The 23,068-nt window shown below is 47.6% G+C and carries 22 protein-coding genes; 20 read left to right on the top strand and 2 right to left on the bottom strand.

Going from position 1 to position 23,068, the window contains the following annotated elements; genetic code table 11:
* The first annotated feature begins 168 nt into the window (after nt 1-168).
* Both VIM72_RS09605 and VIM72_RS09610 read left to right on the top strand, forming a co-directional pair.
* Entirely contained in the window at nt 169-1,929 is a 1,761-nt protein-coding gene (locus VIM72_RS09605; protein WP_332002617.1) for a RagB/SusD family nutrient uptake outer membrane protein, read from the top strand.
* 17 nt (nt 1,930-1,946) lie between these two features.
* Nucleotides 1,947-3,284 carry an ectonucleotide pyrophosphatase/phosphodiesterase gene (locus VIM72_RS09610; RefSeq protein WP_332002618.1) on the top strand — a complete coding sequence of 446 codons (1,338 nt, stop codon included), beginning with the start codon at nt 1,947-1,949 and terminating at the stop codon, nt 3,282-3,284.
* Nucleotides 3,285-3,382: 98 nt separating this feature from the next.
* Here VIM72_RS09610 and VIM72_RS09615 read toward each other — a convergent pair whose 3' ends face one another.
* Both VIM72_RS09615 and VIM72_RS09620 read right to left on the bottom strand, forming a co-directional pair.
* Complete coding sequence (locus VIM72_RS09615; protein ID WP_332002619.1) at nt 3,383-4,135, bottom strand: SOS response-associated peptidase; 753 nt, start codon at nt 4,133-4,135, stop codon at nt 3,383-3,385.
* Nucleotides 4,136-4,213: 78 nt separating this feature from the next.
* Nucleotides 4,214-4,618: a translesion error-prone DNA polymerase V autoproteolytic subunit gene (locus VIM72_RS09620; protein WP_332002620.1), complete on the bottom strand. Its 405-nt coding sequence runs from the start codon at nt 4,616-4,618 to the stop codon at nt 4,214-4,216.
* 320 nt (nt 4,619-4,938) lie between these two features.
* On the opposite strand from VIM72_RS09620, the gene VIM72_RS09625 reads away from it, so the two are divergent.
* The 18 genes from VIM72_RS09625 (at nt 4,939) to VIM72_RS09710 (ending at nt 23,001) form a co-directional block, all read left to right on the top strand.
* Complete coding sequence (locus VIM72_RS09625; RefSeq protein WP_332002621.1) at nt 4,939-5,931, top strand: hypothetical protein; 993 nt, start codon at nt 4,939-4,941, stop codon at nt 5,929-5,931.
* Between the two features lie 205 nt (nt 5,932-6,136).
* On the top strand, nt 6,137-6,817 hold the full coding sequence (locus VIM72_RS09630) for a hypothetical protein (protein ID WP_142686147.1): 681 nt from the start codon (nt 6,137-6,139) through the stop codon (nt 6,815-6,817).
* 271 nt (nt 6,818-7,088) lie between these two features.
* Complete coding sequence (gene hisG / locus VIM72_RS09635; RefSeq protein ID WP_332002622.1) at nt 7,089-7,943, top strand: ATP phosphoribosyltransferase; 855 nt, start codon at nt 7,089-7,091, stop codon at nt 7,941-7,943.
* 16 nt (nt 7,944-7,959) lie between these two features.
* A complete protein-coding gene (gene hisD, locus VIM72_RS09640) occupies nt 7,960-9,252 on the top strand; it encodes a histidinol dehydrogenase (RefSeq protein ID WP_332002623.1) in 1,293 nt (430 codons plus the stop codon).
* Nucleotides 9,253-9,262: 10 nt separating this feature from the next.
* Nucleotides 9,263-10,336: a histidinol-phosphate transaminase gene (gene hisC, locus VIM72_RS09645; protein ID WP_332002624.1), complete on the top strand. Its 1,074-nt coding sequence runs from the start codon at nt 9,263-9,265 to the stop codon at nt 10,334-10,336.
* Nucleotides 10,333-11,469, top strand: coding sequence for a bifunctional histidinol-phosphatase/imidazoleglycerol-phosphate dehydratase HisB (gene hisB / locus VIM72_RS09650; RefSeq protein ID WP_332002625.1), 1,137 nt, complete (start codon nt 10,333-10,335; stop codon nt 11,467-11,469). Before hisC ends, hisB begins: the two co-directional genes overlap by 4 nt.
* A gap of 567 nt (nt 11,470-12,036) precedes the next feature.
* Nucleotides 12,037-13,449 (top strand): anthranilate synthase component I family protein, encoded by a 1,413-nt coding sequence (locus VIM72_RS09655; protein WP_332002626.1) that lies wholly within the window; start codon nt 12,037-12,039, stop codon nt 13,447-13,449.
* A gap of 1 nt (nt 13,450) precedes the next feature.
* On the top strand, nt 13,451-14,020 hold the full coding sequence (locus VIM72_RS09660) for an aminodeoxychorismate/anthranilate synthase component II (protein WP_332002627.1): 570 nt from the start codon (nt 13,451-13,453) through the stop codon (nt 14,018-14,020).
* A gap of 60 nt (nt 14,021-14,080) precedes the next feature.
* A complete protein-coding gene (gene trpD, locus VIM72_RS09665) occupies nt 14,081-15,076 on the top strand; it encodes an anthranilate phosphoribosyltransferase (RefSeq protein ID WP_332002628.1) in 996 nt (331 codons plus the stop codon).
* A 16-nt stretch (nt 15,077-15,092) separates the two neighbouring features.
* Nucleotides 15,093-15,896: an indole-3-glycerol phosphate synthase TrpC gene (gene trpC, locus VIM72_RS09670; protein WP_332002629.1), complete on the top strand. Its 804-nt coding sequence runs from the start codon at nt 15,093-15,095 to the stop codon at nt 15,894-15,896.
* Nucleotides 15,897-15,900: 4 nt separating this feature from the next.
* On the top strand, nt 15,901-16,536 hold the full coding sequence (locus VIM72_RS09675) for a phosphoribosylanthranilate isomerase (RefSeq protein WP_332002630.1): 636 nt from the start codon (nt 15,901-15,903) through the stop codon (nt 16,534-16,536).
* Between the two features lie 6 nt (nt 16,537-16,542).
* The gene (trpB, locus tag VIM72_RS09680; RefSeq protein WP_332002631.1) at nt 16,543-17,751 is read left to right on the top strand and encodes a tryptophan synthase subunit beta; all 1,209 of its coding nucleotides are present in this window, start codon (nt 16,543-16,545) and stop codon (nt 17,749-17,751) included.
* Nucleotides 17,752-17,759: 8 nt separating this feature from the next.
* Nucleotides 17,760-18,533, top strand: a complete 774-nt coding sequence (trpA, locus tag VIM72_RS09685) for a tryptophan synthase subunit alpha (protein ID WP_332002632.1) — start codon at nt 17,760-17,762, stop codon at nt 18,531-18,533.
* A 4-nt stretch (nt 18,534-18,537) separates the two neighbouring features.
* Nucleotides 18,538-19,131: an imidazole glycerol phosphate synthase subunit HisH gene (gene hisH / locus VIM72_RS09690; protein ID WP_332002633.1), complete on the top strand. Its 594-nt coding sequence runs from the start codon at nt 18,538-18,540 to the stop codon at nt 19,129-19,131.
* Between the two features lies 1 nt (nt 19,132).
* On the top strand, nt 19,133-20,278 hold the full coding sequence (gene hisA, locus VIM72_RS09695; RefSeq protein ID WP_332002634.1) for a 1-(5-phosphoribosyl)-5-[(5-phosphoribosylamino)methylideneamino]imidazole-4-carboxamide isomerase: 1,146 nt from the start codon (nt 19,133-19,135) through the stop codon (nt 20,276-20,278).
* Nucleotides 20,279-20,289: 11 nt separating this feature from the next.
* Entirely contained in the window at nt 20,290-21,045 is a 756-nt protein-coding gene (hisF, locus tag VIM72_RS09700) for an imidazole glycerol phosphate synthase subunit HisF (protein WP_332002635.1), read from the top strand.
* 21 nt (nt 21,046-21,066) lie between these two features.
* On the top strand, nt 21,067-21,660 hold the full coding sequence (hisIE, locus tag VIM72_RS09705; protein WP_332002636.1) for a bifunctional phosphoribosyl-AMP cyclohydrolase/phosphoribosyl-ATP diphosphatase HisIE: 594 nt from the start codon (nt 21,067-21,069) through the stop codon (nt 21,658-21,660).
* Nucleotides 21,661-21,918: 258 nt separating this feature from the next.
* The gene (locus VIM72_RS09710) at nt 21,919-23,001 is read left to right on the top strand and encodes an AhpC/TSA family protein (RefSeq protein WP_332002637.1); all 1,083 of its coding nucleotides are present in this window, start codon (nt 21,919-21,921) and stop codon (nt 22,999-23,001) included.
* Nucleotides 23,002-23,068: the final 67 nt, after the last annotated feature.

Here is a 23,068-nt window from a genome sequence, read left to right on the forward strand (position 1 = left end):
TTATACCGTATCATGAAAACGCTGGACCCTGAAGTCATTGAAGGCTCTGATCCGGAGCTGAATAACAATGCTGCAGGTATTGGCGCGGGTAACGGAATGGCATACCCGATGCTGAAAACATATACCGTTGGTGTAAGCGTAACTTTTTAACGACTAATTTTTATGAAGATGAAAAATAGTATTTACCTTTTATTGCTCCTGGCGATGGTATCCTGTAAAACGGATCTTAACCTCAAGCCGTTTGATAAACTGGATCCCGGCAATGCGTTTAATACAGAGCAGGATCTGCAGCTGTATGCTACTTCTTTCTATAAAATATTACCTGATGGCAATGCAATTATCAGGGGAGATGTAATGAGCGATTATATGGCGGGGAAAGATGTAAATACCTTTATCCAGCGGGATGCATACTCCGCCACACAATCCACCGGATGGAGCTGGAGCGATCTGCGTAACATCAATTATTTCCTGGAGCACTACAACCAGGCGAAAATTGCCGATGAAGCAAAGAATCATTATGCAGGGATTGCCCGCTTTTTCCGGGCCATGTTTTACTTTGAAAAGGTAAAGCGTTTTGGCGATGTGCCCTGGTACGGAAAAACCATGACCATTGATGATCCGGACCTGTATAAAGGCCGCGATCCCCGCGCTGCTGTAATGGACAGCATCCTGGCGGATCTTGATTTTGCCTGCGCCAATATCCGTAACAAGAAAGATAACACCTGTTCACAGGTTACCCGTTGGGTGGCGTTGGCGTACAAATCGCGCGTATGTTTATTTGAAGGTACTTACCGCAAGCACCGCCCGGGAACACGTTTGCCAGGTGCAGACACCTGGCTGAATGCCGCAGTGAGCGCTGCCGACGAAGTGATCAAGAGCGGGCTGTATAGTCTGAACACCGGCAGCGACGCTACTATGAGCTACCGTAACCTGTTCATCAACGAAACGCCTAATGCCAGTGAGGTGATCCTGGCCTATGTATGCAATAAGAGCTTACGGGTGTTCAATGATGCCAACTGGTATTTTACCAGCGCCACTTATGGCAACAGGATCAGCCTGGTGAAAACATTTACGGATACCTACCTGAATATTGATGGCAGCCGCTTTACAGATACGCCCGGTTATGATAACCTGCCTTTCAATGAAGAAGTAAAGAACAGGGACCTGCGTTTGCAACAGACCATCCGCATGGGGAAATATAGTCGCGACGGACAAATAGCACCACCTGATTTTACCTATACTTACACCGGTTACCAGCCCTTGAAATTCACAATGGACGCCAAGGCTACCGATGGGGTAGCAGAGAATAACAACTCTGTGCCCATTATCCGTTATGCAGAAGTATTGCTGAATAAAGCAGAAGCAAAGGCAGAATTAGGCGCCCTCAGTGCGGACGATTGGAATACCACCATCAAACTGCTGAGAGCGCGTGCCGGTTTGAAGAATACCGGTATGCCATTAACAGCAGATCCTTACCTCGTTGATTATTTCAGGGATAAAACAGCGCATCCAAATGTTAACGCAAGCGTAACAGACGCCGCATTACTGGAAGTACGCCGCGAAAGAGGGATAGAGCTGATCCTGGAAGGGTTCCGTTTTTATGACCTGGTACGCTGGGGACTTGGACCTTTACTTTTGAAGCCCTATATTGGCTTGTATGTACCAGCTATGGATGCCCTGATGGATTTGAATGAAGATGGAAAACCCGATGTATCCTTTGTGAAGAAAACGCCGGCAACAAAAGTACCGGGAGTATATTATTTCCTGATTGATGATGATCAAACAAAATTATCTGCCGGTACAAGTGGTAATCTCATCTGGCTGAGCAATATTGAACGCCAGTGGGAAGATTATAAGTACGTATACCCGATACCGTATAATGAACTGGTATTGAATCCTAAACTGGTACAGAACCCGGGCTGGAAATAAAGTAAAATATAAATAGTATGAAGAAGATTACCGCTATAGCATTGTTGCTGATGATAAGCTGCGCATCTTATGCACAGCGGGCCGCACATGTAGTGCTGATCACTATTGACGGCTTTCGCCCGGACTTTTATACAGATGCTTCATGGGGCATGGTGAACCTGCGGGCAATGAAAGACAGTGGCGCTTACGCAGATGGGGTGAACAGTGTATTTCCTACGGTGACTTATCCCAATCATACCTCGCTGATCACCGGCGTAACACCGGCTAAACATGGTATTTATTACAACACGCCGTTTGAGCCTAATGGCGCCACCGGCATCTGGTATTTTTATTACGACAGTATCAAAGTTCCCACCTTGTTTGATGCAGTGCATAAGGCCGGTAAGCAATCGGCCAACGTGATATGGCCGGTATCTGTGGGAGCGCCCATTGATTACAATATACCGGATGTATGGTTGGTAGGTAAAAAGGACAGGCGCGAGTTAATGGCTACGGTTACCAATCCTTTGTCCCTGTGGCAGGAAGTACAGGACCATGCCACCGGAAAGCTGGGAGCGAAGGACTTCACCATGGAAGATGAAGAAATGATCCTGGATGAAAATGTAGCGCGTATGAGCGCCTACCTGATCACTACCTATAAACCGGCTCTCACTACGCTGCACCTGGCCTGTACCGATCATTATGAGCATGAGCAGGGGAGGGATGGACTGCTGGTAAGGAAGGCAGTGGCGGGCGCCGACAGGGCGCTGGGTACTATAATAGAAGCATTAAAACGGGCAGGTATATACGAAAATACCACCATTATTGTTACCGGCGATCATGGGTTTGTGAATATTGCGCAGAGCTTTTCCCCCAATGTGTTGCTGGCGCAGAATGGTTTGCTGAATAATGTGAAGACGGGCGACTGGAAAGCGCAATTCTTTTCCGCGGGTGGGTCGGCTTTCCTGCACCTGAAAGATCCGGAAGATATGGCTACACAGCAGAAAGTGCTGGCGTTGCTGAAGGCATTACCGCCTGCGCAGCAGCAAATGTTCCGTATCATCAGCCGTAAGCAGCTGGACCAGGTAGGTGCGGACCCTCATGCCGCCATGGCTATTTCCGCAGTGGATGGCGTAACTATTAGCGGAGGCGCCACCGGCGAACTGGTAAGGGGAGCCAAAGGAGGAACGCATGGTTATTTCCCGGATTTTAAAGAGATACAAACCGGGTTTGTGGCTTCGGGGGCAGGAATAGCGCCCGGTGGTCATATAAAAGAAATGAATGTAACGGATGTAGCGCCGCTGGTGGCGCAGCTGCTGGGATTGCAGCTGGATAATACCGATGGGAAGGCGCCTGCAGGGGTAGTGGCGAAATAAGCCATTGAAAAAAACGTAACGATAGTAAGCGGGCGCCTTGTGAGAGGCGCCCGCTTTTTTATATGAATGCTGGTGTGCTCCTGTACATTTCCTGTTATTTACATCTGGAGGGTAGGCAAATTTTCATAAGCTGCGGGGGCTATAACGGCGGCGTCATCGGGCTTCACTTTCCTCACCGAGTTCACAGGCCAGTAGTCCAGCTGTGTATGTGGCAGTTCGTACTGTATAATGCTGCGTATGTCCGTATCCGTTAGCTCCGGTTGCAGCCATTGCTCTGCCAGGTCTGTAGTAAGCATCATGGGCATTCTGCCGGCATTATCGCCCCCGTTGTGGATCTGCGCCATTAATGGATTGGCGGCGCGGGTTAACAGTGTGAAGGTGGGAATGCGCGCGGGCTTATCTACATCCCAGGAGTTGGACATAGCCCATAACCCTGCAATAAAAAAGAGCTCCTGGTCTTTAGGTTTTATATAGTAGGCTACTTTGTTTTTCCAGCCCGGGATCTGCCGGTATTCAAAGAAGCCGGTAGCGGGCACCAGGCAGCGTTGATGCCGGATGGCGTTCCACATAGTACCGTTCTCCAGTACTTTTTCACTGCGGGCATTAAGGAAAAGTTGCCGCTGCCGTTTTACTTTTTCCAGGGTATCCAGCATTTTCGGTACCGGTCCCCATGTATATTTTTCCAGCCGGAAGCCATTGTTGTTGGTGATTACCGGCCATTGCGGGTAAGACATGCCGATCTTATGCCAGGTAGGGTCGAAGTGGATATCCAGGTTGCCGTTGCGCTTCAGCCGCGGCAGGTATTTGTAAATGCTCTCTATGCTGGATGTAAAAGCGATATCGTAACACATATGGATCTAAATCTGATAAAGATACTTTTATTTTTATCGCAATAGCAACCGCTGTTGTACAGCTGCAGTGCTTCCTGGTTATTTTCGCATATCCACGATCACGGAGGTTACCACGCCCCATACCTGGAAGTCAGTATCTTCTGTGATCACTATTGGTTTATAGAATGGATTTTCAGGGTGCAATACCCAGCTGCGGCCGGCTTTTACGAGCCGTTTTACCGTATACTCCCCATTGAGCGCTGCTACCACTATATCTCCCGTTGACGGGCGGATAGAGCGGTCTACAATGGCCATGCAGCCATCGGGGATACTGGCGTCTGTCATGCTATCGCCTTTTACCCTGATAATAAAGGAGGAGGCAGGGTTGGGTTGCAGGATCCGGGAAAGGTCAATTTGTTCTTCCCCCGAATCAAGGGCAGGGGCAGGAAATCCTGCGGGGATACTTGTATTAAAGAATGGCAGGGTTATGTTCAATGCTTTCATATAGCTATCGTTTAATTAATAAATACTAATATTATTAGCAAAATAAAGCTAAAATTATTAGTTTTTAAAATCCATTAACACATTGTTTGCAAAAGGTGGAAATCCGCGGCTGGCGGGAGGAAAGGATAAGTGGCAGGGGATCAGCGGGCTATGAGTTTTGGGTGCTAAAACGGGCGCAGTAAAGATTTTCCCCATGTAGAAAGGAGCGAACATATCCAGTGGAAAATTTATCTGCCGGGAATAGGTTTATCCTCTATATTTGAAATGACATTGTTTTTAGTTAACGATTAATTATTCTATTTAAAACCCGTTTCCCTCACATGAAAAAATTGTTACTGCCCCTGTTTGCGGGCCTTGTTACCTTTGCCTCCTGCTCACGCAATTCACTGAATGAAATCCAACCGCTTGATGCCGGCTCCCGGTCATTATTGGGAGGAGATACTTTATCAGTGGATACCGTGACCCATTTAACTACTTCCCCTGCGGCTATTTCCAGGAAGGGTTCTGATGTGGTAGACATCTTTGCACAGAGTACCGGTAATCAGTTGATTCACCGTACCTGGTCGCCGGCGGCAGGATGGTCTGCATGGGAGAACCTTGGAGGTACTATTACATCTTCACCTGCGGTGGCTTCACAGAACATCAACTCTTTGGTGGTATATGCAAAAAGCGCTACCAATACGCTGATTGAAAAAAGGTGGACATTATCAACGGGTTGGTCGGGCTGGACCGATCTTGGCGGACATCTGAACTCGGCACCTGCTGCCATTTGCAGGGATGGCGCGAATATTAATGTTTTTGCCCGTGATTCTGCGAACCACCTGATCCAGAGATACTGGCAGCCCGGAATTGGATGGTCTACCTGGCAAAGCCTGGGCGGGAATATCACTTCCGCACCTGCAGTTGCAGCGCTCGATTCTACCAATCTCTACGTATTTGCAAAAGGAACTGCCAATAACCTTATGCTTAGAAAATGGGTGTATGGGGCGCCGGACTGGCTGCCATGGACAGACCTGGGAGGAAGCATTGCATCCGGCCCTGCTGCGGTATCAAGGTCTTTGTGGGTAGTAAATGTTTATGCGCAAGGTACCGATGGCACATTGGCGCAATTGTATAATACTGCATCGTCTCCTACTTCCGATTCATGGTCGGGCTGGCAAACGCTTGGTGGCAGTATTGCCGGAGCACCTGCTGTAGCTGCAAGATCTGCCAACTCCCTTAACATTTATGCGCCGGGTATAAGTGGCCTGTTGCAGCAGATATCATGGCAATCCGGACTGGGATGGTCTGCCTGGTCAAATGTGCCTAATTGATTTAAGCAATAGAATGTTATAAATAACAAAGCGGGGAATAACAAGTCCCCGCTTTGTTATTTTTGTATAAATGTTAATCACTTGTTATTCACCATATCCGCAATTTCTCTCTACACTTCCTCCCCATCCTGTAAATAACTTAGGGCACCGCTAAGTAATAGCATTGTAAACCTCAATTGTAAACCTCATACAATCCTTATTTCTTATGAGCATTCAAATCAAAGCACTCCTGTTCTACTGTCTGGCAGCATTTGTATTTTTTATTCCCCGTGAAGTGGCCGCCAAAGTTAAATCCAAAAAGATCGTCATCAATACAGAGAATGATGCACGGATCTACGTAGATGGAAAACTGGTCAATAACACATCTACGGAAATTAAAGTCGGGGCATATGCACAGGTAAATATCCGCGTGGAAAAAGTAGGCTTCATTACCCAGGAAAGGAATTATATCAATGATGGAAAGCACACGCTCCCATCAACGGATTATATTAAACTGGAAAAAGATGATGCGTACGAGAACTCTATGGTCACCAACCTGGCCAACCAGGATATAGATGTGCGTACAAACCATAATGAAGAAGAATCCTGGAAACTGATCAACCGTATCATTACCGGTTATTTTGATGTGATTGCCGTTACAGACAAAGCCACCGGCTATATGTGCACTGCCTGGGTGGTAAAATCATTTAAAGCGGCTACTATCCGTACCCGTCTTATTATTAAAACAGGAAATACAGATCCTCTTACCTACAAAGCAAAGCTGGTAAGTGAAATAGCGCCTCCGGGAGTATCAGCCAGTTCCGATGAATCCTTCCGCAACTGGGACCGGCTGCTGCGCACATTTGAAAATGTAGTGCCCGAACTGCAAAGCAGGCTGGCGAAGTAACAGGCGTACCGGCTAATAAAGCAGCTTATTGTAAAAGCGGTTATATATAAGCGCTTATATTTAAATTTCCGGTCAATTCCAAAAAAAACCTTTGTTATATCGTTTTACTTGCTATTTTTGCACCTGAAAATTATGATCACAAACAAACATACACATCACCATCATCATATCTTACCACAAGGGTAGGCAGGGGATGATTTGTGTATATCACCATATTACATCATCAACAGGGGCTTACCGGAAAGGTAAGCCCCTTTTTATTTTACCAGGGATGAAACTGAAAATTGCAATCCAGAAATCCGGCCGCCTGCACGACGATTCCATTAAACTGCTGAAGGAATGCGGCATCGACATCAATAATGGTGTTAACAAGCTGAAAACAGAAGCTAACAACTTCCCGCTGGAAGTGTTTTTCCTGCGGGATGATGATATTCCGCAATACATTGAAGATGGTGTGGCCGATATAGGAATAGTAGGTGAAAATGTAGTGCTCGAAAAACAAAAGCAGGTAAATATTGTTCAGAAACTGGGCTTTGGCAAATGCCGTTTATCCATGGCAGTAGAGAAATCGGTAGACTATACTTCCGTGAAAGACCTGCAAAACAAAAGGATTGCTACCAGCTACCCGGTGATCGTGGAAGATTTCCTGCAACAGAATGGTATCACCGCAGAGATCCACGAAATCAGCGGATCAGTGGAAATAGCGCCGGGCATAGGTTTGGCAGATGCTATCTGCGACCTGGTAAGCAGCGGTTCCACCCTGTTTATGAACGGTCTGAAAGAAGTGGAAACAGTGCTGAAATCAGAAGCCGTACTGGCTGCCTGTCACAGCATGAAACCGGAACAGCAGCTGCTGCTCGACAAATTGTTATTCCGTATCCAGGCGGTAAGGAAAGCAAAGAATAATAAATACATCCTGCTCAATGCACCTAACGATAAACTGAATGAGATCATTGGCTTGCTACCCGGTATGAAAAGCCCTACGGTATTGCCTTTGGCGGAAGCGGGCTGGAGCTCTGTGCATTCCGTGCTGAATGAAAATGATTTCTGGGATATCATCGAAAGCCTGAAAGAAGCCGGTGCACAAGGTATCCTGGTAGTGCCTATTGAAAAAATGGTGATCTGATTAAACTGAGTAAACGATGCAAACGACCAGATTTCCCGATAAAAGTTCCTGGAACACACTGCTGCAAAGGCCTGTAATGGATACTTCCACGCTCGAAAAAAAAGTGAGCGATATCCTGCAGGAAGTACGCACTGGTGGCGATGCAGCTATCAGAAAATTCGCAGCAGAATTTGATAAGGTTACGCTGGATAACCTGCAGGTGCCGGCCAGCGCTTTTGCAGCGGCAGAAACTGCCCTGGAACCGGCATTAAAAGCAGCCATTCAGCAGGCGGCGAAAAATATTACCGCATTTCACCGCGCGCAGCAGGAAAAATCGCAGGTAATAGAAACCATGCCTGGCGTTCAGTGCTGGCGTAAATCAGTGGCCATTCAAAAGGTAGGTTTATATATACCCGGTGGCTCCGCACCCCTGTTCTCTACTATCCTGATGCTGGGAATACCAGCTATGATAGCAGGTTGTAAGGAGATAGTGCTTTGCACGCCTTCTTTACACCCGGCCATCCTGTATACAGCACAGCTGATCGGGATTGAAAAAGTATTCACCATTGGAGGGGTACAGGCCATCGGAGCAATGGCTTACGGTACGGAAAGCGTGCCGCAGGTATATAAGATCTTTGGTCCGGGTAACCAGTATGTTACCTGCGCGAAACAACTGGTGAATAAAAGCGGCGTGGCTATCGACATGCCGGCGGGCCCTTCGGAAGTAGCTGTATTGGCAGACGATACCTGTGTGCCGGCCTTTGTGGCGGCCGATTTATTGTCGCAGGCCGAGCATGGGCCCGATAGCCAGGTAGTATTGGTAACCACCAGTGAAGAGGTGCTCACCAATGTAACCTACGCATTAAACAAACAGCTGAATGAACTGTCCCGTAAAGGTATTGCTACCTCGGCCCTGGAAAACAGTAAAATGATCCTGGTGCAGGATATGGATACGGCCATCGATATGCTCAATGCCTATGCACCGGAGCACCTGATCCTGGCCTGCGAAGGAGCAGAGAACCTGGCGGATAAAGTAACAGATGCAGGCTCCGTTTTCATGGGAAATTATACACCTGAAAGCGCCGGCGACTATGCTTCCGGAACCAACCACACGCTGCCTACAAATGGCTATGCCAGGGCTTACAGCGGCGTTTCGCTGGATAGCTTCGTAAAAAAGATTACTTTTCAGCAGATATCTCCCGAAGGGCTGCAGAACATTGGCGCTACTATAGAGGCCATGGCCGCCGCCGAAGGACTGGATGCGCATAAGAACGCTGTCACTGTACGATTAAAAGTGCTGGAATATACCGGCTCAGTTATAACAGAATAATTAACGCCATATGTTTAATCTCGATACCCTGGTAAGGGAAAACATAAAAAGACTGGTACCGTATTCTACTGCCAGAGATGAATTTAAAGGAGAAGCTTCCATTTTCCTGGATGCTAATGAAAATAACTTCGGATCCCCGTTGCCGGTGAATTATAACCGCTATCCAGATCCGATGCAATGGCAGCTCAAATACAAAATTGCCGATATCAAAGGAGTGCCTCCCCAGAATATTTTTATTGGTCATGGCAGCGATGAAGCCATAGACGTGCTTTACCGCTCCTTTGTGAATCCCGGTGTGGACAACGTGATCCTGTGCCCGCCTACCTACGGGATGTATGAAGTAAGTGCGCACATCAATGATGCAGTGATCCGTAAAGTAACACTTACAGAGGATTTCCAGTTGGATATCCCCGCACTGCAACAGGCTATAGATGATAACACCAAGCTCATCTTCATCTGTTCTCCCAATAACCCCACAGGGAATTCCATCAATCGTGCGGACATAGAACTGCTGCTGAATAATTTTGATGGTATTGTGGTGATAGATGAAGCATATATCAATTTCTCCCGTCAGAAAACTTTTATCCAGGAGCTCACAGAATATCCTAACCTGGTGGTGATGCAAACATTATCGAAGGCATGGGGACTGGCGGGTCTCCGTATCGGGATGGCTTTTGCCAGCGAGGAAATTGTGAATACCTTAAACAAGGTAAAGCCTCCCTATAATATCAGTCAGGCTACGAATGAACTGGCGCTCCAGGCATTGGAAAATGTAAGCCAGGTGAATGAATGGATCCGGGAAATAGTGATAGAGCGCGACCTCCTCTCCGCTGCATTGATCCAGCTGCCGGAAGTACTGCACATTTACCCCAGCGATGCCAGCTTTATACTGGTAAAAACCACGGATGCAAAAGGCATTTACAACTATCTCATTGAACAGGGTATTGTAGTGCGCGACCGCTCCAAAGTAGAGCTGTGCATGGGATGCCTGCGCATCACCATCGGCACCCCTGCTGAAAACCTGCGCCTGCTGGAAGTATTGAAATCTTTTAACCTGAAAACAGCCACAACTGCATCTGCATGAAACGAGTGCTCTTTATAGACCGCGACGGTACCCTGATCAGAGAAGTACCGCCCACCTACCAGATCGATAGCCTGGACAAAGTGGAATTTTATCCCAAAGTATTTGTGAATATGGCCAGGATCGCCGCTGAGCTGGACTATGAGCTGGCTATGGTGACTAACCAGGATGGCCTGGGCACTGCATCTTTCCCTGAAGATACTTTCTGGCCAGCCCAGAATATGATCATGAAGGCCTTTGAGAACGAAGGGATCAGATTTGATGAGGTGTTCATTGACCGCTCCTTTCCCGCTGATAATGCGCCTACCCGCAAGCCCCGCACCGGCATGCTCACCAAATACCTGGATGGCAATTACGACCTGGCCAATTCTTTTGTGATAGGCGACCGTATCACCGATGTGGAACTGGCAAAGAACCTGGGCGCAAAAGCCATCTGGATCAATGAAGGCTCCGGCCTGGGCAGTGCAGAGATCAGCGATAATGCCGCTGCCCTGCAATCCGTTATTGCATTGGAAACCACCGACTGGAACCGCATCTACGAATTCCTGAAACTGGGATTAAGAACGGTAACGCATGTACGTAAAACCAATGAAACAGATATCAGCATTGAACTGAACCTGGATGGTACCGGCAAAGCCGATATTCATACCGGTTTGGGTTTCTTTGATCATATGCTCGACCAGATTGCCCGTCATGGCGCTATAGACCTGAAAATTAATGCCAAAGGCGACCTGCATATCGATGAGCACCACACCATAGAAGATACCGGCATTGCGCTGGGAGAAGCCATTGCCAAAGGTCTGGGAGATAAACGCGGTATTGAAAGATACGGTTTCTGCCTGCCGATGGATGACTGCCTGGCCCAGGTGGGTATCGATTTTGGCGGCCGTAACTGGCTGGTATGGGATGTGGAATTTAAAAGGGAAAAAATAGGGGAGATGCCTACCGAGATGTTCTTTCATTTCTTCAAATCCTTCTCAGATGGCGCGAAAGCGAACCTGAACATCAAGGCGGAAGGTGAAAATGAACATCATAAAATAGAAGCGATCTTTAAAGCCTTTGCCAAGTCAATCAAGATGGCGGTAAAGCGGAACCCTGCCAATATGCAGCTGCCTTCCACTAAAGGGGTGCTGTAGCGGGGAGGGCGGCGCCTTCGGCGCCTTTTGTCTTGGTGCAGGATTAGGATGATTATACTGATTACACTGATTTTCCTGCCTTTTGTTGTATAGATTTTTGGGAGATAGGGGGAAATTTATTTAATAATCTGGGGAGATGTATTGGAAGGATATAGTGGTATTAATGATTTCCCACTGAGGTTTCTTTGAATTGCTGCTGTCTTTTGTCCTCACAATAATATTCAACATACTCTTATCTCCACACAATATTTCCAGCAAAAAACTGGAAAATCAGTGTAATCAGTATAATCATCCTAATCCTGCACCAAGACAAAAAGGCGCCGAAGGCGCCGCCATCTCCAAAAAAAATTTGCATTTTCTGAAAAAATGTTTCATTTTTGTTCTCGCTATGCAAAATATCATTACAAATAAACATTGGTGGTGGCACGGAATCAAATCCTGATCTGTGTTACAGTGCCATGTTTCGTATAGAAATATATTTGGAAGGCCCGCTGTTACACAGCGGGCCTTCCGCTTTTTTCAGCCCTTCCCATTTTAAAATAAAACAAACACTTCAGCCAATAACTCATGCGTACCATCCAAGTAAAAACGAGATCCAAACAAATGCTGGCCGACATTTTCACGCCAGTGGGAATATATCTGCGGCTGCGCGATAAGTTTCCGGGTTCTATCCTTCTCGAAAGCACTGACTACAGGGCCAGCGATAACAGCTACTCCTTTATTTGCGTGAAGCCGATTGCAGGTATTGAAGTTACTTCCACCACACACTTCGAATTTAAGTATCCCAACCTGCCTGTGGAAAAGAAGGAGCTGAAGAATAAACAACAGGTACTGGATGAAATGGAGAAGTTCCTCGGCAACTATTCTTTCACCGGGAAACACCCGGTACCAATGGCACAGAGCCTTTTCGGCTACACTACCTTTGATGCTGTGCAGTTCTTTGAAACCATTGAATTCAATAAGCAAAAACAACAGGCCGGTAACACCATCCCGCTGATGCGTTACCGCTACTATCAATATGTAATAGCGATCAATCACTTTAAAGATGAATTGTATCTATGTGAAAACCAGGTGGAGGGCATCGACAGCGAGTTTGAGCTACTGGAGTCGCTGATCCGGCATAAGGATTCCCCCGGGTATCCGTTTGCCACTACCGGGGAAGAGAAAAGCAATATGACGGACGCGGAGTATATGCAGATGGTAGAGCAAGGCAAACAACACTGCTTCCGCGGAGACGTTTTCCAGGTAGTGCTCTCCAGGGCTTTCCAGCAATCCTTCACCGGCGACGAATTCAATGTGTACCGCGCGCTCCGCTCCATCAACCCCTCTCCTTATCTTTTCTTCTTCGATTACGGCGATTATAAATTAATGGGCTCTTCTCCGGAAGCACAGATCGTGATTACGGATGGAAAAGCCACCATTCACCCTATTGCAGGCACTTTCCGTCGTACCGGCGATGATGAGCAGGATAAGCTCCTGGCCAATAAACTGCTGGAAGATCCGAAAGAGAACGCCGAACACGTAATGCTGGTAGACCTGGCAAGAAATGACCTTAGCAGGAATGCCACCAATGTGGAAGTGGCTTCCTACCGGCAGGTACATTTCTACTCACACGTTATTCACCTGGTAAGCGAAGTAACCGGGAAGGTAGATCCAAAGCTGAATCCCTTTAGCCTCCTGGCTTCCTCTTTCCCGGCGGGTACGCTTTCCGGCGCGCCAAAATACCGGGCTATGGAAATCATTGACCAGTATGAGCCTACGGCACGTGGGTTTTATGGCGGCTGTATAGGCGCAGTTGGTTTCAACGGCAACTTTAACCATGCCATCATGATCCGCTCCATACTCAGTAAAATGAATACCCTGTATTACCAGGCCGGCGCCGGTGTGGTGGCCAAATCGGTAGCCTCTTCAGAGCTGGAGGAAGTGAACAACAAACTCAATGCGTTAAAACAAGCCATTCTGCTGGCACAAAAAATTTAGTATGAACATCCTCGTTTTCGATAACTACGACTCATTTACATACAACCTCGTTCATCTTGTGGAAAAGATCATCAACGGTAAAGTAACCGTGGTACGCAATGATGAAATTCCACTGGAAAAAGTGAACGGTTATGATAAAATTATTTTATCACCAGGTCCCGGTATCCCGGAAGAAGCAGGACTGCTGCTGCCGCTGATTAAAGAATACGCCCCCACCAAATCCATTTTCGGGGTATGTTTGGGCCAGCAGGCTATAGGCCAGGCTTTCGGCGCTTCTCTTACCAACCTGAAAGAAGTATACCATGGCGTAGCTACCAATGTGAATATTATTAAGGAAGATGGACGGCTGTTTAATGATTTACCACGGCAGATCCAGGCCGGCCGTTATCATTCCTGGGTGATCGATGAATCTACCCTGCCTGCCGAGCTTACTATCACCGCTAAAGATGAAGATGGGTTTATTATGGCGGTACAGCATAATAAGTATGATGTGAGCGGCGTACAGTTCCACCCGGAAAGCGTGCTTACCCCGCAGGGCGAAAAGATTTTAAGAAACTGGTTAAGCCTGTAATAACAGCATGATACCCGTTTTAACATTATCGAACACCCAATCAGCAAAAATCTTCCAAAAATGAAAAAAATTCTTAATTACCTTTTCGAACATAAAACATTCAGCCGCGAAGCTGCCAAAGATATCCTTATCAGCATTTCCAAAGGCATGTTCAACGAAAGCGAACTGGCGGCTTTCATGACGGTATACCTGATGCGCAGCATTACCATCGATGAACTGCTGGGCTTCCGCGATGCCTTGCTGGAGCTCTGTATCCCGGTAAACCTTAACGGTTACGATGTACTGGATATCGTAGGTACGGGAGGGGATGCAAAAAATACTTTTAATATTTCTACCTTGTCGTGCTTTGTGGTAGCCGGAGCAGGCGCTAAAGTGGCCAAACACGGCAACTATGGCGTATCTTCTGTAAGCGGGGCTTCCAATGTGATGGAGCTGGTAGGCTATAAATTCAAGAACGACGACAGTAAACTGAGAACCGAACTGGAAGAGTCAGGGATCTGTTTCCTTCATGCGCCGTTGTTCCACCCGGCATTGAAACATGTGGCAGGCATCCGCCGGCAGCTGGGTATCCGTACGTTCTTTAACATGCTGGGCCCCCTTGTAAACCCTGCTCTGGCCAAACATCAGCTGATAGGCGTGTACAGCCTGGAAATGGCAAGGGTATATAACTACCTGTTCCAGCAAACGGATAAGCAGTTTGTGATCGTTCACAGTCTTGATGGATACGATGAAATATCCCTCACGGCCGATACGAAAGTGATCACCAACAAGGGAGAACAGGACTGGACGCCGGAACAGCTGGGCAAGCGCAAGGTGCACCAGGAAGATATTTACGGCGGTAATTCCACCGAGGAAGCCGCAAAGATCTTTATGAAGATCCTGAAAGGAGAAGGTACCTGGGCGCAGAATTCCGTTGTTTTTGCCAATGCAGCAATGGGATTGTACAGCCTCGGGAAATATAATTCTTATGACGATTGTTTCGCTGCCGCGGTAGAATCCCTGGAGTCGGGCAATGCACATAATGCGTTTAAAAAACTGATTGCTTTGCAGTCGTAGTACCAGATAATTTATCATGAAGAATATTTTAGCAGAGATAGTTGCTCATAAACACATCGAAGTAGCAGCCCGCAAGCTGCAGCGCAGTGCGCAGGATCTGCAGCAGTCGCCCGCATTCCAGCGCGAAACATTGTCGCTCCGCCACTTCCTGCAGCAGCCGGGAAAAACAGGCATCATCGCGGAATTCAAGCGCCGTTCCCCTTCTAAAGGACTGATCAACGGGGAGGTGACCGTTCAGCAGGTAACTACGGCATATACCCGTTATGGCGCCTCCGGCTTGTCAGTGCTTACGGATGAAAAATATTTCGGCGGTTCTTCAGACGATCTGCAACAGGCGCGTAGCTTTAACCAGATCCCCATTCTGCGGAAAGATTTTGTGATAGATGAATACCAGATCCTGGAAGCAAAGGCCATTGGCGCCGATGTAATACTGCTTATTGCAGAATGCCTGGATGCCGCGCAGGTAGCGCAACTGGCCGCCTTTGCACATAACCTCGGACTGGAAGTACTGTTGGAAGTGCATAGCGAAGCGCAACTGGAGAAAGTAACGGAGCATACGCACCTGGTAGGAGTGAATAACCGGGACCTTATCACCTTCCAGGTCGACTTTAACCGCTCCTGCGAACTGGCCCCGAAAATCCCGGCAGATAAGGTGAAGGTAGCCGAAAGCGGCATCAATGATCCTGCTGCGATTGTGACCCTGAAAGCCGCAGGGTTCCAGGGTTTCCTGATAGGCGAGCATTTCATGAGACAGGAAGACCCGGCGCGCGCTTTTGAAAATTTTGTTCAAACACTCAACGACCTGCAGCATAAATCATAACCATATGCGTATTAAAGTTTGCGGTATCACCAGGATAAATGATTTGCAGGGGTTGGTAGAGAACGGGGTGGATTATGCAGGATTTATTTTTTACGAAAGATCCCCGCGCTTTGCCGGTAATAGAATAGATGCAAGGTCTGTACGGGAAACCACCGGGATCCGCAAAGTGGGTGTTTTTGTGAATGCCCCGCTGGAACAGGTACAACGTACCGTTAATGATTATGGCCTTGACCTGGTGCAACTGCATGGCGATGAAACGCCGGAGTTTTGCGCAGCTGTGCGTACGTTGATCCCGGTAGTAAAAGCGTTTCGTATAGGGGATAGCGTTAACTGGCAAACGGAAGTGGCGCCTTTTGTGCCGGTAACGGATTATTTCCTGTTTGATACCGCTTCCGTAAAGGGTTATGGCGGCACCGGGGAGAAATTCAACTGGGAGCTGTTGCAAACTTACCCGTTTGATCAACCCTTCTTTTTAAGCGGGGGAATCACGCCGGAGCAAGGCAAAGAGATTGGCGAAATGCAGATCCCCGCGTTGTTTGCCGCAGATGTGAACAGTAAGTTTGAAGACAGTCCCGGTGTAAAGAACCTATCGCTGGTACAACAATTCGTGAAACAAATTCATTCATCAATTATAAAATAAACGGTCATGGATATTGCGATCAATACCGGCAACTCCAGGTATCAGGTGGATAAGAATGGCTATTATGGCAGATTTGGCGGGGCCTACATCCCTGAAATGCTGTATCCCAATGTAGAAGAATTACAATCACAATACCTCGGTATTCTCAGTGATCCTTCTTTTCAGCGGGATTTTGAAGCCCTTCTGCGGGATTATGTGGGAAGGCCTTCCCCCTTGTATTTCGCCAAACGTTTGTCTGAAAAATATAAAGCGAAAATTTATCTCAAGAGAGAAGATCTGAATCATACAGGCGCCCACAAGGTGAATAATACCATCGGGCAGATCCTGCTGGCACAGCGGCTGGGTAAGCGCCGCATCATTGCGGAAACAGGTGCGGGACAGCACGGCGTGGCTACTGCAACCGTATGTGCATTGATGGGCATGGAGTGCGTAGTGTATATGGGTAGCATCGATATAGAAAGACAGGCGCCCAACGTAGCCCGCATGAAAATGCTGGGAGCTACCGTAGTGGCGGCCACCAGTGGTAGCAGAACGCTGAAAGACGCTACCAATGAGGCTATCCGCGACTGGATCAACAACCCCGTTAATACGCATTACATTCTTGGCACCGCAGCAGGGCCGCATCCATACCCTGATATGGTGGCGCGTTTGCAATCCGTGATCAGTGAAGAAATAAAGAAACAGCTGCTGGAAAAAACCGGCAGCGAGGACCCTGATTATGTAGTGGCCTGTATTGGCGGCGGCAGTAATGCAGCCGGCGCCTACTTCCATTACCTGGACAGGGAAAATGTGAAACTGGTAGCCGTAGAAGCTGGTGGTAAAGGAGTGCACAGCGGTTTTTCCGCTGCCACTACACAACTGGGTACGATCGGTATTATCCATGCCAGCAAAACGCTGCTGATGCAAACAGACGATGGACAGATCGTGGAGCCACATTCCATTTCCGCAGGATTGGATTACCCGGGTATAGGACCTATGCACGCGCATCTGTACGAATCGGGCCGCGCACAGTTCCTCTCTGCCACCGATGAAGAAGCGCTGGCAGCGGCTTATGAACTGAGCCTGCTGGAGGGGATCATTCCCGCAATGGAATCGGCCCATGCTTTGGCTAAACTGAAAGACCTGCCATTGAATACAGACGATGTAGTGGTGGTATGCCTTTCCGGCCGCGGCGATAAAGACCTGGATACCTATATCCGTCACATGAATAAATAAAATGGATTATGCAGAATCGTATAGATCAACTGTTTGCTAAAAAACAACACGGCGTTTTAAATATATATTGCACGGCTGGTTTCCCGCAGTTGAACGACACTTTGCCGGTGATGACCGCCCTGCAACAACATGGTGCAGATCTTATTGAACTGGGAATGCCGTTCTCCGATCCGCTGGCAGACGGTCCCGTGATCCAGGACAGCAGCACCAAAGCCCTTCAGAACGGGATGAGCCTCCACAAACTGTTTGAACAGCTTGCCGGTTTCAGAAGCAGTATCCGGGTGCCGGTGATCCTTATGGGATATTTCAACCCGGTATTGAGCTATGGCGTGGAAGCCTTTTGCGCCAAATGTGCGGAAGTAGGTGTAGACGGTATCATTGTACCAGACCTGCCCATGGCGGAATATGAAAATGAGTATAAACCTGTTTTTGAAAAATATAACCTGCACCTGATCTTCCTGGTAACTCCGGAAACCAGTGAAGCGCGTATCCGTAAAATAGACAGCCTGAGCAAAGGGTTTATTTACGCGGTATCCTCTTCTTCCACTACGGGAAAAGATAAGGATATGAAGGACCAGCAGGCTTATTTCGAGCGACTGAAGCAGCTGCAGCTCAGGAACCCGGTTTTAATTGGGTTTGGTATAAAAGATAAAGCTACTTTTGAGGCGGCATCTGCCTATGCCAATGGCGCCATTATAGGTACTGCCTTTATCAGGGCCATTGAGCACAGCACCAATATTGACGAAACGGTGAAAACGTTTATTTCGGAAATAATTCAGTAATAAGATGAAAACGGTTATCATAAAATATAACGCAGGTAATATCCGCTCTGTGCAGTTTGCATTGGAGCGTTTAGGCGTAAACGGTACTGTTACGGATGATCATGAAGAGATCATGGCCGCCGATAAGGTGATTTTCCCTGGTGTGGGAGAAGCCAGCACGGCAATGCAGTACCTGAAGGAAAGGAAACTGGACGAAGTGATTGCCGGCCTGAAACAGCCTGTACTGGGCATTTGCCTGGGAATGCAATTGTTGTGTAAATATTCGGAAGAAAACGATACCAAATGTATCGGCATATTCGACGTGGATGTGAAACGGTTTCAGTCGCCCGTGGAAAACCTCCTGAAAATACCACAGATCGGCTGGAATAATATTACCGGTTTGCACAGCGTAGTGTTTGAGCACGTACCTGAAAATGCCTACATGTATTTTGTGCACAGTTATTATGCAGCGCTTGGCGCAGATACCGTGGCTATCACCAATTACGTGATCAACTACAGCGCAGCCCTGCAGAAGGATAATTTTTACGCAGTGCAGTTCCACCCGGAGAAATCCGCAGTGGCAGGAGCGCGTATCATTGAAAACTTTTTGAACCTGTAAGATGAATATCCGGAAGATCAGCGCAGATGATACTTTGCAGCTCCGCAGGGATGTACTGTATCCTAACGAGCCGCTGGAAGCCGTGAAGGTAGACCATGACGAAGATGGGCTTCACTTTGGTGTTTTTGACCAGGGGCAACTGGTAACAGTAGTATCTCTTTTCCCCGGGAGAGAAAGCGCGCAGTTCCGCAAACTGGCTACTGCACCGGCTGCGCAGGGAAAGGGTTTTGGTAAGGCGATACTCGCACACCTGGTGGACATCTGCAAAAAAGAAAAAATAAAACTGCTTTGGTGTAATGCACGCGACACCGCGGTTACTTTTTATGACAGGCTGGGCTATACGAAAAAAGGCGATTACTTTGTTAAAGGAGGGATCAATTTTGTTAGGATGGAACTGTCTTTGGATCAGCAAAATATGACAACTAAAAAATTTGAAATCATACCTGCCATTGATATCATCGGTGGTAAATGTGTAAGGCTTACCCAGGGCGACTACAGCCAGCAGAAAGTGTATAACGAGCATCCGTTGGAAGTGGCCAAAGAATTCGAAGCGATAGGTGTACGCCGTCTTCACCTGGTAGACCTCGACGGCGCCAAAAAAGGCGCGGTGGTGAACTGGAAAGTGCTGGAGAGCATTGCCGGTAAAACCTCGCTGGTAACCGATTTTGGCGGCGGCATTAAAACGGATAAGGACCTGGAAATAGTATTTGAAAGCGGTGCAGCGCTGGCTACTATAGGTAGTGTAGCCGTGAAGCAACCCGAACTTTTTTTCAGTTGGGTGAAGCGGTATGGCGCAGGTAAAATATTCCTGGGCGCTGATGTGAAAGAAGAAAGGATCGCAGTAGGCGGTTGGCTGGAAACAACAGAGCTGTCAGTATTTGATTTTCTTGAAAGCAATATTGCACAGGGCGTTACCAATATTTTTTGTACGGATATCGCTAAAGATGGCCTGCTGCAAGGTCCATCCGTTGATCTCTATAAAAAAATAATAGAACGCTTCAGGGATATTAACTTTGTAGCCAGCGGCGGCGTGAGCAATATTGAAGATGTGGCTGCCCTGCAGGAAATTGGCTGTAGCGGCGCTATCATTGGTAAAGCCATCTATGAAGGTAATATCTCCATGGATGCATTAAAAACATTCCTGTAAATTATTAGCACATGTTGACCAAACGCATCATACCATGCCTGGATATCAAAGACGGCCGTACCGTGAAGGGCATCAATTTTGAGAATATCCGCGATGCCGGCGATCCCATTGAGCTGGGGGCGTTGTATGCGGAGCAGGGAGCAGATGAGCTGGTATTCCTGGATATAACGGCAACGAACGAACGAAGAAAGACGCTGGCGGAACTGGTAACAGGTATTGCCCGTCATGTGAATATTCCTTTTACCGTAGGCGGCGGTATTTCTTCCGTGGAAGATGTATACGTACTGCTGCAATCCGGTGCAGATAAGATTTCCGTAAATACATCAGCTTTTAAGGACCCTGCGCTGGTAGACAGGCTGGCCCGTGAGTTTGGCAGTCAGTGTATTGTGCTGGCTATTGATACAAGGTTTGAAGACGGCGACTGGTACGTGTATCTCAATGGTGGTCGGGTGAAAACGGAGGTAAAGGCGTTCGACTGGGCGAAAGAAGCGGTAGGCCGCGGCGCCGGTGAAATATTGCTCACCTCTATGAATAACGACGGTACAAAGAAAGGCTTTGCACTGGATATCACCGGGCAAATGGCGCAGCAGCTGAATGTACCGGTGATCGCTTCCGGCGGTGCGGGCACTATGGAACATTTTACCGACGTTTTTGAGAACGCACAGGCAGATGCAGCCCTTGCAGCCAGCATCTTCCATTATAAAGAAATAGAAATTCCTGCGCTCAAAACCTTTCTTTATAATAAAGGGGTGAACGTAAGATTTTAAGATACCTGAAATAAGTAAACAATGCAGATAGATTTTCAAAAGTCGCCCGATGGCCTGGTACCGGCTATTATACAGGATGCCGTTACCAATAAGGTGCTGATGCTCGGTTATATGAACCAGGAATCAGTAGAGAAAACCGTTTCGGAAGGCAAGGTGACTTTTTTCAGCCGCTCAAAAAACCGTTTATGGACAAAGGGAGAGGAGAGCGGTAATTTCCTGATCGTAAAAGACCTGATGGTGGATTGCGACCAGGACACTATTCTCATCAAGGCCAGTCCTGTAGGCCCGGTATGCCATACCGGCGCTGATACCTGCTGGGAAGAAAAGAATGTAGGCAACGATTTTCTTGCTACCCTGGAAAATATTATCACCGACAGGAGGAACAATCCTTCTGATAAATCTTATACTGCCAGCCTTTTTGCCAAAGGCATCAACAAAATTGCCCAGAAAGTGGGAGAGGAAGCAGTAGAAGTGGTGATTGAAGCAAAGGATAATAACGACGAGTTATTCCTCAATGAATCTGCCGACCTGTTGTTTCATTACCTGATCCTCCTACAGGCCAAAGGTTTCCAGCTGTCAGATGTTATATCGGTGTTAAAACAGCGGCATAAATAGCCTGCCGGCTTCGCCGGCGTGGAAATTGTCTTGGCTCAGGATTAAACGGATTAAATGGATTACACTGATTTTATTTTATTCATTAGAGGTTGATAATTAACTTATAAGCCCATTCATGAAAGTAATAAAATCAGCGTAATCAGTATAATCATCTAAATCCTGAGCCAAGACAATTTAAAAGCCGGCGAAGCCGGCACTTTCTCCATAAAAGAATCTCTTCGTATATTACACCCCACTAATTAATTAAAATAATTTGTAATGAAACAGATTTTCCTGTTAGCCGCTGCGGCGTTGGTTTTCGCAGGTGCGAATGCCCAGCAGGTATCGGGTATTGTGAGAGGGGGAAACGGCAAAACCATTTATCTTTTTGACGACCAGGACAATAACCCGGACGATTCGGCAGTGATAAAGAATGAACAGTTCAGTTTCCGTGTGAAGAGCGGCAAGGAGCCTTCCGTATATGCATTGATCCTTCAGGATGTAAACTACCCGATGTTGTTTGTAACCGGGAGTGAGCCTATACAATTTACCACTTCCCTGGCTACCTATCCTGTGGCGGCTTCTGTAAAGGGGAACGCCAATACGCTGGCCATGCAGGAATATCAGAAGGCATTTGAGCCATTGATCAAACAGGCGCAGGAGCTGAATGCCGAAGCTAAGCAGATCAATCCTGAAGATGAACCGGGCAAGAATGCTTTTCGTAAAAAGGCGGAAACTTTCAGCAGGGAGGTGGTGAATACCGGCAAACAGTTTATCAACTCGCATCCGAAGAGCATTGCCAGTATCTGGCTGATGATGAATGAACTGCGCAGCAGGCTGGAGCCGGAAGAGTTCAGGCAATTGTTTGAGTCGCTCGATAAGTCGGTGCAGGAAAGCCAGTATGGAAAGAGCGTAACCGCCTATGTAAAAAGCCTGAAGGCAAATGTGCTGAATGTGGCTGCCGACGATTTCTCGCAGGAAGATACCAAAGGGCAGCCGGTAAAGCTGTCGTCTTTCAGGGGCAAATATGTGCTGGTTGATTTCTGGGCAAGCTGGTGTGGCCCATGCCGCCAGGAAAATCCTAATGTAGTAAAGGCTTATAACAGGTTCAAGGATAAAAATTTTACCATCCTGGGCGTTTCCCTGGATGATAACCGTGAGCGCTGGCTACGGGCTATCAGCCAGGATGGACTGGCCTGGACGCAGGTATCCGATCTGCGGGGCTGGGGCAATGAAGTGGCAGTGCAGTATGGGGTTCAGTCTATTCCCACCAACTTCCTGGTAGACCCTGCCGGAAAAATTATTGCCCGCAATCTGCGTGGTGAAGAGCTGGAGGCTAAACTGGAACAGTTGCTAAAATAGCCGTTTATCAAAATCAGGTTGTTAATGAGCGGCTGATTTTACAAATTTGTTATCCGTAAAACAAGAA

This window comes from Chitinophaga sp. (genome assembly GCF_036569185.1).
GTDB lineage: Bacteria > Bacteroidota > Bacteroidia > Chitinophagales > Chitinophagaceae > Chitinophaga.

What these genes read in the sequence shown, in the direction of transcription:
- VIM72_RS09710 (WP_332002637.1), top strand. Translation starts at nt 21,919, where the DNA reads ATGAAACAGATTTTCCTGTTAGCCGCTGCGGCGTTGGTTTTCGCAGGT.
- hisIE (WP_332002636.1), top strand. Translation starts at nt 21,067, where the DNA reads ATGCAGATAGATTTTCAAAAGTCGCCCGATGGCCTGGTACCGGCTATT.
- hisD (WP_332002623.1), top strand. Translation starts at nt 7,960, where the DNA reads ATGCAAACGACCAGATTTCCCGATAAAAGTTCCTGGAACACACTGCTG.
- hisH (WP_332002633.1), top strand. Translation starts at nt 18,538, where the DNA reads ATGAAAACGGTTATCATAAAATATAACGCAGGTAATATCCGCTCTGTG.
- hisC (WP_332002624.1), top strand. Translation starts at nt 9,263, where the DNA reads ATGTTTAATCTCGATACCCTGGTAAGGGAAAACATAAAAAGACTGGTA.
- VIM72_RS09625 (WP_332002621.1), top strand. Translation starts at nt 4,939, where the DNA reads ATGAAAAAATTGTTACTGCCCCTGTTTGCGGGCCTTGTTACCTTTGCC.
- VIM72_RS09605 (WP_332002617.1), top strand. Translation starts at nt 169, where the DNA reads ATGAAAAATAGTATTTACCTTTTATTGCTCCTGGCGATGGTATCCTGT.
- trpB (WP_332002631.1), top strand. Translation starts at nt 16,543, where the DNA reads ATGGATATTGCGATCAATACCGGCAACTCCAGGTATCAGGTGGATAAG.
- hisB (WP_332002625.1), top strand. Translation starts at nt 10,333, where the DNA reads ATGAAACGAGTGCTCTTTATAGACCGCGACGGTACCCTGATCAGAGAA.
- trpD (WP_332002628.1), top strand. Translation starts at nt 14,081, where the DNA reads ATGAAAAAAATTCTTAATTACCTTTTCGAACATAAAACATTCAGCCGC.
- hisG (WP_332002622.1), top strand. Translation starts at nt 7,089, where the DNA reads ATGAAACTGAAAATTGCAATCCAGAAATCCGGCCGCCTGCACGACGAT.
- hisF (WP_332002635.1), top strand. Translation starts at nt 20,290, where the DNA reads ATGTTGACCAAACGCATCATACCATGCCTGGATATCAAAGACGGCCGT.
- VIM72_RS09610 (WP_332002618.1), top strand. Translation starts at nt 1,947, where the DNA reads ATGAAGAAGATTACCGCTATAGCATTGTTGCTGATGATAAGCTGCGCA.
- VIM72_RS09660 (WP_332002627.1), top strand. Translation starts at nt 13,451, where the DNA reads ATGAACATCCTCGTTTTCGATAACTACGACTCATTTACATACAACCTC.
- trpC (WP_332002629.1), top strand. Translation starts at nt 15,093, where the DNA reads ATGAAGAATATTTTAGCAGAGATAGTTGCTCATAAACACATCGAAGTA.
- VIM72_RS09615 (WP_332002619.1), bottom strand. Translation starts at nt 4,135, where the DNA reads ATGTGTTACGATATCGCTTTTACATCCAGCATAGAGAGCATTTACAAA.
- VIM72_RS09655 (WP_332002626.1), top strand. Translation starts at nt 12,037, where the DNA reads ATGCGTACCATCCAAGTAAAAACGAGATCCAAACAAATGCTGGCCGAC.
- hisA (WP_332002634.1), top strand. Translation starts at nt 19,133, where the DNA reads ATGAATATCCGGAAGATCAGCGCAGATGATACTTTGCAGCTCCGCAGG.
- VIM72_RS09630 (WP_142686147.1), top strand. Translation starts at nt 6,137, where the DNA reads ATGAGCATTCAAATCAAAGCACTCCTGTTCTACTGTCTGGCAGCATTT.
- VIM72_RS09620 (WP_332002620.1), bottom strand. Translation starts at nt 4,618, where the DNA reads ATGAAAGCATTGAACATAACCCTGCCATTCTTTAATACAAGTATCCCC.
- trpA (WP_332002632.1), top strand. Translation starts at nt 17,760, where the DNA reads ATGCAGAATCGTATAGATCAACTGTTTGCTAAAAAACAACACGGCGTT.
- VIM72_RS09675 (WP_332002630.1), top strand. Translation starts at nt 15,901, where the DNA reads ATGCGTATTAAAGTTTGCGGTATCACCAGGATAAATGATTTGCAGGGG.